The 11,510-nt window shown below is 60.1% G+C and carries 11 protein-coding genes; 5 read left to right on the top strand and 6 right to left on the bottom strand.

What is annotated here, in order from left to right:
- Positions 1 to 180: 180 nt before the first annotated feature.
- On the top strand, positions 181 to 591 hold the full coding sequence (locus J3P81_RS20465) for an HPF/RaiA family ribosome-associated protein (protein WP_039591615.1): 411 nt from the start codon (positions 181 to 183) through the stop codon (positions 589 to 591).
- Positions 592 to 652: 61 nt separating this feature from the next.
- Here the strand turns inward: J3P81_RS20465 and J3P81_RS20460 are convergent, their stop codons facing one another.
- A complete protein-coding gene (locus J3P81_RS20460) occupies positions 653 to 1,528 on the bottom strand; it encodes an AraC family transcriptional regulator (protein WP_420765470.1) in 876 nt (291 codons plus the stop codon).
- Between the two features lie 136 nt (positions 1,529 to 1,664).
- Here J3P81_RS20460 and J3P81_RS20455 point away from each other — a divergent pair, with 136 nt between their 5' ends.
- Complete coding sequence (locus J3P81_RS20455) at positions 1,665 to 2,567, top strand: DMT family transporter (RefSeq protein WP_420765469.1); 903 nt, start codon at positions 1,665 to 1,667, stop codon at positions 2,565 to 2,567.
- Positions 2,568 to 2,611: 44 nt separating this feature from the next.
- On the opposite strand, the gene J3P81_RS20450 is transcribed toward J3P81_RS20455, so the two are convergent.
- The 5 genes from J3P81_RS20450 to norR form a co-directional block, all read right to left on the bottom strand.
- Positions 2,612 to 3,583: a 2-hydroxyacid dehydrogenase gene (locus tag J3P81_RS20450; protein ID WP_434560575.1), complete on the bottom strand. Its 972-nt coding sequence runs from the start codon at positions 3,581 to 3,583 to the stop codon at positions 2,612 to 2,614.
- A gap of 200 nt (positions 3,584 to 3,783) precedes the next feature.
- Positions 3,784 to 4,530, bottom strand: coding sequence for a YkgJ family cysteine cluster protein (locus J3P81_RS20445; RefSeq protein ID WP_434560573.1), 747 nt, complete (start codon positions 4,528 to 4,530; stop codon positions 3,784 to 3,786).
- Positions 4,531 to 4,606: 76 nt separating this feature from the next.
- Entirely contained in the window at positions 4,607 to 4,933 is a 327-nt protein-coding gene (locus J3P81_RS20440; protein WP_434560571.1) for a hypothetical protein, read from the bottom strand.
- Positions 4,934 to 5,066: 133 nt separating this feature from the next.
- Positions 5,067 to 5,969 (bottom strand): chemotaxis protein CheV, encoded by a 903-nt coding sequence (locus tag J3P81_RS20435; protein ID WP_420765465.1) that lies wholly within the window; start codon positions 5,967 to 5,969, stop codon positions 5,067 to 5,069.
- Positions 5,970 to 6,103: 134 nt separating this feature from the next.
- Positions 6,104 to 7,657 (bottom strand): nitric oxide reductase transcriptional regulator NorR, encoded by a 1,554-nt coding sequence (gene norR, locus J3P81_RS20430; RefSeq protein WP_434560569.1) that lies wholly within the window; start codon positions 7,655 to 7,657, stop codon positions 6,104 to 6,106.
- Positions 7,658 to 7,807: 150 nt separating this feature from the next.
- Here norR and hmpA point away from each other — a divergent pair, with 150 nt between their 5' ends.
- The 3 genes from hmpA (at position 7,808) to cyoA (ending at position 11,509) form a co-directional block, all read left to right on the top strand.
- The gene (gene hmpA / locus J3P81_RS20425) at positions 7,808 to 8,989 is read left to right on the top strand and encodes an NO-inducible flavohemoprotein (protein WP_434560567.1); all 1,182 of its coding nucleotides are present in this window, start codon (positions 7,808 to 7,810) and stop codon (positions 8,987 to 8,989) included.
- Positions 8,990 to 9,264: 275 nt separating this feature from the next.
- Positions 9,265 to 9,774, top strand: a complete 510-nt coding sequence (locus tag J3P81_RS20420) for a disulfide bond formation protein B (protein WP_420765461.1) — start codon at positions 9,265 to 9,267, stop codon at positions 9,772 to 9,774.
- A gap of 787 nt (positions 9,775 to 10,561) precedes the next feature.
- Entirely contained in the window at positions 10,562 to 11,509 is a 948-nt protein-coding gene (gene cyoA / locus J3P81_RS20415) for a ubiquinol oxidase subunit II (protein ID WP_434560565.1), read from the top strand.
- Position 11,510 lies beyond the last annotated feature (1 nt).

Genomic DNA, 11,510 nt, shown 5'->3' with positions numbered 1-11,510 from the left:
GGCGAGGCAACTCCCGACATTAACAGCGCTTCTGGCGATTGTCCGGCTTTATTTGCAAATGAATATTTATCTTTTTTTGGGGCTTGAATTGTTCCGCTGCCAGCCCGACTCTGTATTCAAGGGGCCGTTGCGCTAACGTCGATGGGCCCCTGGCGAGCTAGCCGAAATAAGGGATGAACTATGCAAATCCAAGTCAACAGCGATAACCATATTCAAAGCAGCATCCGACTGGAGGAGTGGGTACGTACTACCATTGAAAGCACGCTCGAACGTTACGAAGAAGACCTGACACGGGTCGAGGTTCATTTGGGGGATGAGAACGGCGACAAGCCTGGTCCCCACGATTTGCGATGCCAGCTTGAGGCCCGGCCAAAAGGCCATCAGCCAATTTCGGTGACACACAAGGCTGAATCGCTGGAACTTGCCATCGAAGGTGCTGCCACCAAGCTGGAACATAAGCTGGAGCATCTGTTCGGAAAATTGCGCGGCAAGCGTGGCGCCAGCAATGGCCAGACAGAATCGATTGCCCTGGCCGATGCAATGCTGGAGGAAGAATTCCTGGAAAACGAACGAGCCGCGCTCAACGGCTGATCCTTCCGTCTATCGAGACGTCTGACTGAAAACGGGCCTGCAATCGCAGGCCCGTTTACGTTCAGCGCAAAAATGCCTGCCGATATTCTCCGGGCGTCGCGCCCAGGGACTGGCGAAAGCGATTGGCGAAATGACTCGCGCTGGCGAATCCGCAGGCCAGCGCCACGTCGCCCAACGGCTGTGGGGTGGTGCGCAGCAGGTGTCGCGCCCGTGAAAGGCGCCGCGCCAGCAGATACTGATGGGGCGGGAGCCCGAAGCTCTCGCGAAACATCCTGGCGAAATGGTATTCGGACAAGGCACACAGGGCTGCCAGTTGCCCAAGGCTGACGGCCTCGCCCAGATGACTGTCGATGTAGTCCACCAGCAGACGCCGTTGATGAGGCGCCAACCCTCCCTTCAAGCGCAGCCCCTGGCGCGGGCTGACCTGGCTGAGCAGCAGATGACCGAGCAGGTCGTGGGCCAGGCTGGTGCAGAGCAGGCGTTCGGCGGGCTCTTCCCAGTTCAGGCTGATCAACTGATGAAAGCGCCGCGCTTGCTGTGGGTCGTCAAGGAAGGTCGCCTCGTGCAACTGCACCTGCCGGGGTTCGCGGTCGAGCAAAGTGACGCAACCGACGGCAAATTGTTCGGAACTGAAATACAGATGGGCAAGACGGATATCGCCATTGATGACCCACGCCGACTCATGCCCGGCCGGCAAGACGCAGAGCTTGCCCGGCGCCCCGGTGGTATCGGGCCGCTCGCGACGAAACGTACCGGTGCCACCGGCGATGTAGCATGACAGGGTATGGTGAGTCGGCGCCTCGTAATCCCGGGCGTCGTGATGATTGCTCCACAAGGCAGCCGCCATGCCGTCACCGAGCTCGGCGCTGTGCTCGAGGCGAGCATTGGGCGAGCTGTTGAGGGCTTGGAAGACTTGTAGGGTTTGCAGCGTGGCCATGATCGGTTCTCCAACGCTTGCATCCTACTCTGTCGAAAGCCCGGTGCCAGCCCGTCACCGGTAAAAACCGCAAGTTTGCGCAAGCGCGGGGCAGGTGTCGGCATGACACTGGAGGCCAATGCCAGGAGTTACCACCATGAACCTTTCGTTGTATCTGCTCACCGTGCTCATATGGGGCACTACCTGGATCGCCCTGAAGTTGCAGCTAGGCGTCGTTGCCATCCCTGTGTCGATTGTCTACCGCTTCGGTCTTGCAGCGCTGATCCTGTTTGTAATGCTGTTGCTCAGCCGGCGCCTGCAAGTGATGAACCGGCGCGGCCACCTGATTTGCGTTGCGCAGGGGCTGTGCCTGTTCTGCGTCAACTTCATGTGTTTCCTCACCGCGAGCCAGTGGATTCCCAGTGGGCTGATCGCCGTGGTGTTCTCCACCGCAACCCTCTGGAACGCTCTGAATGCCCGGGTGTTCTTCGGCCAGCGGATCGCCCGTAATGTCTTGCTGGGCGGAGCCTTGGGATTGTTGGGGTTGGGGCTGCTGTTCTGGCCGGAACTGGCTGGCCACAGCGCAAGCCCGCAGACGTTGTTAGGGTTGGGGTTGGCGCTGCTGGGCACCTTGTGTTTCTCGGCGGGCAACATGCTTTCGAGCCTGCAACAGAAGGCCGGCCTCAAGCCGTTGACCACCAATGCATGGGGCATGGCGTATGGGGCGACGATGCTGGCGGTATGGTGCCTGTTCAACGGCATACCATTCGACATGGAATGGAACGTGCGATATGTCGGCTCGCTGCTGTACCTGGTGATCCCGGGCTCGGTCATCGGTTTTACCGCCTACCTGACCTTGGTCGGCCGCATGGGGCCAGAGCGAGCAGCGTATTGCACGGTCCTGTTCCCGGTGGTGGCGCTGAACGTCTCGGCATTCGCCGAAGGCTATCAATGGACGGCGCCAGCGCTGGTTGGGCTGCTGTTCGTGATGCTGGGCAATGTGCTGGTGTTTCGCAAAGTGCGCCCGGTCGCTATGAAGGTTGCCTTGGGTGCCCGCTGAGCGGGCAAGGATGCAGGCCCGCTGGGGCGGGCCTGGGAGTGTGTTTATTTCCAGACTTGCGGGTTGACCAGGTTCGCCGGTCGATCGCCCATCAAGGCGCTGCGCAAGTTTTCCACAGCGAGATTGGCCATGGCCTCGCGGGTTTCGTGAGTGGCCGAGCCGATATGGGGCAAAGTCACCGCATTCTTCAACTGGAACAGCGGCGAAGCGGCCAGTGGCTCTTTTTCATAGACATCCAGCCCGGCGCCGCGAATGCGGTTGTTCTGCAAGGCTTCGATCAACGCCGGCTCGTCCACCACGGGGCCCCGGGAGATGTTGACCAGGATAGCGCTCGGTTTCATCAGGGCCAGCTCGCGTTGGCCTATCAGGTGACGGGTCTTCTCGCTCAAGGGCACCACGAGGCAGACGAAGTCCGCTTCGGCCAGCAACTGGTCCAGGGAGCGGAATTGTGCGCCCAGCTGATTTTCCAGATCAACCTTGCGGCTGTTCCCGCTGTACAGGATTGGCATGTTGAAGCCCATTCGACCACGCCGGGCGATGGCCGCGCCAATGTTGCCCATGCCGACGATGCCCAGAGTCTTGCCGTGCACATCGCTGCCGAACAGCTGCGGCCCGACTGACGCCTGCCACTGTCCGGCCTTGGTCCAGGCGTCCAGTTCAGCGACGCGGCGGGCGCTGCTCATCAGCAGGGCGAAGGCCAGGTCGGCCGTGCTTTCAGTGAGCACGTCGGGGGTATTGGTGAGCATGATCCCGCGTTCGTTGAAATACGCCAGGTCATAATTGTCGTAACCCACCGACACGCTGGAAACCACTTCCAGTTTCGTCGCGTTCTGCAGTTGCTCGCGGCCAAGCTTGCGACCGACACCGATCAGTCCGTGGACGTGGGGCAGGGCTTCGTTGAACTGCGCGTTGATGTCGCCGTTCGATGGGTTGGGCACGATCACGTCGAAGTCCTGTCGCAGGCGCTCGATCATGGGAGGCGTGATACGGCTGAAGGCAAGTACGGTTTTTTTCATCGTGCAAGGCTCTCTGCATGGGATACCAAGCACGCTAACATTCTTGGCGCGGGTTAGGCGAGAGGCGGGGAGTAATCGCAGCAGCGCAAGTCCTTTATGGGGGCGAGCTTGCTCGCGATAGCGGTGCATCAGGCACCGGGAGCTTGGCAAAGATATCGCCATCGCGAGCAAGCTCGCTCCCACTGGTAGTCTCTACGAAATCAGGCGGCCCGCAGGGAAATGAAGGCGTAATTGGCCGGTGCCTCGGTGACCACGCTTGCGCCACTGGCCGTGACCTGGCTGGCGATATCATCTCCCGACAAGTGGAACTGCCACTCGGCTTGCTGCTCCAGTGGCTGCAAACGGGCCTGGTCGATAGCCGCGGCAAAGGCCGCCATGTCCGGCAGATACGCGGTAAACCCGTCGCCTTTCAGCGCAGTGGTGTGGATGCCCAGGGACGCGCATATGCGCGCCTTGGTGCCGATTTCGTCACGATCGGCCTGGCGTGAACGAGCGATCAGCCCGGCCAGTTCCTGGTCAACCAGCTCCCCACCGATGATTAACTTCGGGCCCGTTTCCCACGACTCCGGCGGGCAATCCTTGGCGGCGGGATTGAGCGGGATATGCGGGTTGATTTCCATGGGATAGATACGACACACCAGGGGGCGGCGTTCGTAGATACGGCAAAGATTGTCAGCGTCCAGGTTATGGCAGGGGCCAGCGTTATAAGCGGCGAAGGTGATCGCCACCAGGGCTTCGCTCGTGCCACTGCGCACGACGGTGGAACGGCGTTCGGCATGTTCGCGTTGAGCCACCGGCAAGCCGAGGCCATTGGGCAGGAAGGCCTCGGCCAGGACGATCACCTGGCCGCCATCATTGGCCCACATCCGCGCCTCGTCGAGGGTCAGGGGGACGTGGTGACCGGTGCAGCATTTACCACACCCTACACAGGAAAACGTTGTGTTCATTGACTGACCGAATGGGAAAGGCTGGAAGGCGTCGGAAAAACGCCGGCTGAGCCCTGCGTAGCAAATTATGCGCCAGTCACCGGGCAGGACCGACCGGACGGATCGAGTCCCATTCGGTCACGACCGCGGTCTTGGTTTTCTTGCGGTAAAGGCACAGCTCGGTGCCAGTGGCGCCGTTCATGTGTTTCTGAGGATACTGGCCTTGCAGCAACAGCGCGGTGTAGCCGATCCGGTCGTCGAATTGAGCGGCGGTGCCGACCGGTTCGGCGTTCTTCAATCCACTGGCCTTGACGCAGCTGGCGAGCACTTTTTTGTCGTAGGCGGCCCAGGCATCGGAGCTCGATGCATGAACCTGCGAAGACACCGCGGCCAGGGCGAGAAGAATCAGGGTAGGGGCTTTCATCAGGAAAATCCTTGTACTGGGATGCCAAAACAAGAGTATGCCTGAGGTTGCAAGAGAGGGCTGTTATCGAGGCTGATCGCGGTCTCGTTGTGCCTAAAAGCGACAACGAAACCTGCGATCGGCGCCGGTGAAATCAACGACCTTGTTCGGCAACGGCCTTGGCCGCCGTGATCAGGCACTTGGTCAGTTCGGGCGAAGAGAACTTGGTGAGTACGCCGTTGGCGCCGGCCAGCCGGGCTTTTTCGCTGTTCATCGCGCTGTCGAGCGACGTGTGCAGCAGCACGTAGATATGCGCGAAATCGGGCGTTTCGCGCAGGGTCCGGGTGAGGGCGTAGCCATCCATCTCCGACATCTCGATGTCCGAAACGATCAGGTTGATCTCCTGTGCGGTGCCTTGCAGTTCCAGCAGGCAGTCAATGGCTTCCTTGGCGCTGCGTGCGGTGTGGCATTGCAGGCCCAGGTTGCGCAGGGTATGCACCGATTGTTGCAGCGCGACCTGGCTGTCGTCGACCACCAGAATTCGAGCATCGCCGAGCACTTCGGCGTCTTCCATGCTCAGCTCGGTCGGCGCTGTCTCGATTTGCGCCGGGGCGATGCCGTGGATGACTTTTTCGATATCCAACACCTGCACCAAGGTGCCATCCACCGAGGTCACGCCGGTAATGAACGCCCGTACGCCGCCAGAGCCGTAGGGCGGTGGCTTGATGTCTGTCGTCAGGCAATGGACGATCTTGCTCACCGCCTGTACGTGCAGCCCTTGTTTGGAGCGGCTGACGTCCGTCACGATCAGACAGCCGCCGTCCGGGTCTTCGAGCGGCCGCTCGCCAATGGCACGGCTCAGGTCGATCACCGACAACGATGCCCCGCGCAGCGTGGCGATGCCTTTGACGTGCGGATGCGACTCCGGCAGCTTGGTCAGGGGCGGGCAGGGAATGATTTCACTGACCTTGAGCAGGTTGATCGCCATCAGCTTGCCGCTGCGCAAGGTAAAGAGCAGAAGCGAAAGAGAATCTGCGCGGGCTTTGTTGGAGGACATAAAAACCTTCTGTTGAAAAGGTGGGGCGAGCGCGAACATCGCCAAGACAGCTTTTGATAACGGGTTATCGACGTGTTGAGGGCAGGCTTTAGGGCGAAAGCCATAGATGGCCGATTACCAGGGCGGGCGTGTCGCTACTTCAAGCCCAGCCGCTTCGCCATTCGTCCCAGATTGGCCCGGTCCAGGCCCAGCTCACGGGCCGCGCTGGCCCAGTTATGCTGATGGCGTTCCAGGCAGGCGTTGATCATCTGCCGCTGGTAGTTCTCCGTGGCCTGGCGTAAATCCCCCGTCACCGGCACCGTGCAAGTGGATGCCGGGCGGGCGGTAGGAAGGTCTTCCGGCGCGGCATGGGGCAAGTCAAGGTCATTGGCGCTCAAGCTGAGGATTTTCGGTCGTACCGGATGGTTGCCTAATGCTTTCAACGCGCTGCGACCGATCAGGTGTTCCAGCTCGCGCACGTTGCCAGGCCAATCGTAGGCCAGGAGTGCGGCTTGGGCGTCGCTGGTCAAGCGCAGGCTGCCCAGGCCCATGCGTGAACGGTTCTGCTCGAGGAAAAAACCGGCAAGAAGCAGCACGTCGCGTCCGCGGTCGCGCAGCGCGGGCACCTGTAGCGGGTACACACTCAGTCGATGATAGAAATCGGCCCGGTAACGGCCGTTGCGCACTTCTTCGGCGAGGTCGCGATTGGTGGCCGCGATCAGACGCACGTCGACGCGGTGTTCCTTGTCCGAGCCCAGGCGCTGCAACTGCCCACTTTGCAGGACGCGCAATAATTTTGCCTGGACAGTCAAGGACAGCTCGCCCACCTCATCGAGGAACAACGTGCCGCCATCGGCCAGTTCGAACTTGCCCCGACGGTCGTTGGTGGCACCGGTGAAAGCACCGCGTACATGGCCAAACAGCTCGCTCTCCACCAAGGTATCCGGAAGGGCGGCGCAATTGAGGCTGATCATCGGCTGGTCGGCACGGTTAGAGGCGGCGTGAATGGCTTGGGCGACCAATTCCTTGCCGACCCCGGTTTCGCCGGTGATCAGCACCGTCAGGTCGCTGCCACCCACGAGCTTGATTTCCTCCACCAGGCGTTTGTGGGCCTTGCTTTGGCCGACCATGTCGCGATGCTGCTGGCCGCTCGCCTGACGATAGACCTCGGCGCGGTGATGCTCGTCTTCAGCCTTCAAGGCCAGCCGCTCGATACGTTCGGCAGCGCTGACCGTGGCCGCGGCGAGGCTGGCGAAGGCTTGCAAGGCGCTCAGGTCGATAGGCTCAAAGCGTTCCGGGTCCAGCGAGTCCAGCGTCAGCAAGCCCCACGGCTGCTCATCGACGAACAGCGGGCAACCCATGCAGTCATGCACTTCCAGATGCTCGTCCAAGCCTTCGACCAGCCCATCGTAAGGGTCGGGCAGGTCGCTGTCGGTGGCAAAGCGAGTGGGTAGCGGATTGCCTAACAATGCCTCGAAGCGGGGGTGTTCGCTGATGCGGAACCGGCGCCCCAGCGTATCGGTACTCAAGCCATCCACCGCCAGCGGCACGAGGCAATCCCCATCCAGGCGCAACAGCGCGGCGGCATCGCACGGCAGCAGGGCGCGCAGGGCGCCGAGCAAGCGGCGGTAGCGCTCGCCCTCCGGCAGCTCGCGGGAGAGGTCTGCCACCAGTGGCAGCAGTGACGTTAGCAGGGAGGTCGCGGTCATAATGACTCCATCTGGTCGTAATGACTATAAACGCTGCCGTGTCTTTATGACTATTTTGTTTTCAACTTACTGAAAAACAAGCATAAATTTTCTGGCATGGAATGTGATAAGCAAGATATCAGTTATCTATGTCACGTGAGGGGTTTACCCATGCTGAGTCAAGAACAGCGCGCCATCATTCGTTCCACCGTTCCGTTGCTCGAGAGCGGCGGGGAAGCGCTCATCACTCATTTCTACCGCATGATGTTGTCCGAATATCCACAAGTGCGCCCACTGTTCAATCAGGCTCACCAAGCCAGCGGCGACCAGCCTCGGGCGCTGGCCAATGGCGTGCTGATGTACGCCCGGCATATCGATCAGCTCGACCAACTGGGCGACCTGGTGGCGAAAATCGTCAATAAGCATGTCGCCTTGCAGATTCAACCCGAGCATTACCCGATTGTCGGCGCCTGCCTGCTGCGGGCGATTGCCGAGGTGCTGGGCGAAGAAATCGCCACGCCTGAAGTGATTTCGGCATGGGGCGCCGCCTATAACCAATTGGCCGATATCCTGATCGGTGCCGAAGCAGGCCTGTATGACCAGAAGGCCGCGGCACCGGGTGGCTGGCGCGGTGAGCGGGCGTTTATCCTGGTCGACAAGGTACAGGAGAGCGCGGAAATCACTTCGTTCTACTTCGAGCCGGCAGACAAGGGGCCCATCCTGCAAGCGGAGCCAGGCCAGTACATCGGCATGAAGCTGCTCCTGGATGGCGAGGAAGTACGCCGCAACTATTCCTTGTCGGCGCTTGCTGACAATGGCCGGTACCGCATCAGCGTCAAGCGCGAGGCGGGTGGCCGGGTGTCCAACTACCTGCACGACCATTTCCCGGTCGGCAGCGGCATTCAGCTGTTTCCGCCGTCCGGAGACTTCTACCTCACCGACAGCGACAAGCCTTTGGTGCTGATCAGCGGGGGCGTTGGCATCACTCCGACCCTGGCGATGTTGCAGGCGGCATTGCAAACCGAACGCCCGGTGCATTTCATCCATTGCGCGCGCAACGGCCGTGTACATGCCTTCCGCGACTGGATCGACGACCTGGCCGGGCGGCATCCGCAACTCAAGCGCTTCTATTGCTACGACGAGCATGACGGCACGAGCCCTGCGGCTGACAAGGTGGGGCTGTTGAGCCAGGATCAACTGGCGCAATGGCTGCCGGAACAGCGTGACCTGGACGTCTATTTCCTTGGACCGAAAGGTTTCATGGCGGCGATCAAGCGCCATCTCAAGGCCTTGGGCGTGCCGGCGGAGCAAAGCCGCTACGAGTTCTTCGGGCCGGCGGCGGCTTTGGAATAGCCTTTATCGCGAGCAAGCTCGCTCCCATAGGGAATTTGTGGCGCGCACAAAATTGTGTCGCCGCGATGAACATTGTGGGAGCGAGCCTGCTCGCGATAGCGGTAGCTCTGCCGACGCGCCATTGGAATTAATCCGCGCTTAACCCCCTTCCTGTTTATTCCCTCGATGCTGCCGGCTGCCGCTCGTTCACTATCTGCGTGTAGACTTCGGCCATCCGACAACGCGCCGGGCACAGTCATGCGGCGCGTCGATCCATGCAGATGAAGGGAAACGCAATGAGTGAACAAATGATGCGCCTGGGCCGTGAGCGGCGCTACCTGGTGTTGCTGGGGGTGATCTGCCTCGCACTGATCGGCGGCGCGCTGTATATGCAGGTCGTGCTGGGTGAGGCGCCATGCCCACTGTGCATCCTGCAACGCTATGCGTTGTTGCTGATCGCCCTCTTTGCCTTCATCGGTGCGGCCATGCGCACCCGCCGCAGCCTGACGATTTTCGAAGGGTTGGTCGTGCTGTGTGCGTTGGCCGGCGCGGGCGTGGCGGGGCATCACGTCTACACGCAGTTCTTTCCGGCGGTCAGTTGTGGCGTCGACGTCTTGCAGCCGATTGTCGATGACCTGCCACTGGCGAAGATCTTCCCGCTGGGTTTTCAGGTTGATGGTTTCTGCTCCACGCCGTATCCCCCTGTCCTGGGATTGTCGCTGGCGCAGTGGGCGTTGGTGGCATTCGTGTTGACCGCCGTGCTGGTGCCCTTGTTGGTGTCCCGTAATCGCAAAGCCCTACGCTAGAGTCGATCTGCACAGACGCCCCGGTTTTTTCACCAAGACCCGGGGCGTTTTTCATTTCGGCGCCGTCTGGGACCCGCCTTGATCCGAAGCAAGAATGCCCTGCGACGATGTGCGACACGTTGTCACACATCGTGCCTCTGCGTTCCTTTCAAACGGTGAATTGACGCTGCAACCTGTAACAAAAAAACGGCCTGTTATCCTCCCCGACCGCAATATTGTCATCTTCCAAGCAGGCATTTTTAACAGCGAAGCGCCGTGACGCCTAGGCCCCGTAAAACGGGCGCTGACGGGTCATGCAAGCCCGGCGAAAACGTACGCAGCTGTCTAAATCGGGCGTAGTAGCCTTACGTTTTTTGGGGTTCTTGTTGAGAATGTATTTCGATAACATGCTGGCCCGTTGCAATATCGGCGATAGATTGTTGCCGGATCGGATAAAAATTATTTCGGGTTAAGACATGGTCTCCAACGCCGCAGCTCACTACAATCGCCCGCACCGATTTTCCGACCCGGCTCAGGCTTGAGCACGAGAGTGGTCGAAGGGCGCCAGCGCCCCATGCGACCCCAGGTGTCGGTGCCTCCAACTACCCGCACCAAATGGAATTGGGCTTGAGAACTAGGCCTTTGACCAACGAATAAGAACTCACTGCTGGCCCGGGATGTGTCGAACAGCCGCTGACGTTCGACGGGCAGCCCTTATTCAATCCAAGAAAATGCCAACCCTTGGCAGGGTGAAGTGTTGGCGATCAAAACCCAACTGCATTGCGCAAGCTGCTTTAGAGGTCGTGAGATGAGTAAAAACAGGTACCCCCGATTACTAGGCTTGTTGCCGCTGCTCGGCACGTTGCTGCTGGGAGGCTGCAACATGACCCTGCTCGATCCCAAGGGCCAGGTCGGCCTGGATGAACGAAACCTGATCATCACCGCCACGCTGCTGATGTTGCTGGTCGTTGTGCCGGTTATCGTCATGACGTTCTTGTTCGCCTGGAAATACCGCGCGTCCAACACCAGTGCCACCTACACCCCGAAATGGTCCCACTCGACCAAGATCGAAGTCGCGGTGTGGACCATTCCGGTATTGATCATCATTGCCCTGGGTTACATCACCTACAAGTCGACCCACGCACTGGACCCGTACCGTCCGCTGGATTCCGACGTCGAGCCAATCACCATTGAAGTGGTCTCGATGGACTGGAAGTGGCTGTTCATCTATCCGGAACAAGGTATCGCCACGGTCAACAAGATCGTGTTCCCGGCCCACACGCCGATCAACTTCAAGGTCACCTCCGACACCGTGATGAACTCGTTCTTCATCCCGGGCCTGGGCGGCCAGATCTACGCGATGGCCGGCATGCAGACCAAGCTGCACCTGATCGCCAACCAGAACACCGAACTTGAAGGTATCTCCGCCAACTACAGCGGCGCGGGTTTCACCGGCATGAAGTTCAAGGCGACCGCCACCACCCAGGAAGAATTCGACGCCTGGGTAAACGAAGTGAAGAAGGCACCTAAACAGCTTGAAAAAGCTGAATACGAAGCCCTTTCCAAGCCGAGCCAGAACAACCCAGTCGAACTCTACTCGTCGGTCACGCCGAACCTGTTCCAGACCATCATCGATAAGTATGAAGGGATGAATCCGGGCAAGCCGATGCATCACGAGAAGAAAGAGAAGGAAGTGGCCCACAACATGGAAGGGATGGACATGAGCTCGCATTCAGCTGCCGGGGCAGAGGAGTAAA

It is taken from the genome of Pseudomonas sp. R1-6, from assembly GCF_051132115.1.
Lineage (GTDB): Bacteria > Pseudomonadota > Gammaproteobacteria > Pseudomonadales > Pseudomonadaceae > Aquipseudomonas.
This window is presented reverse-complemented; position numbering and strand designations above follow the sequence as displayed.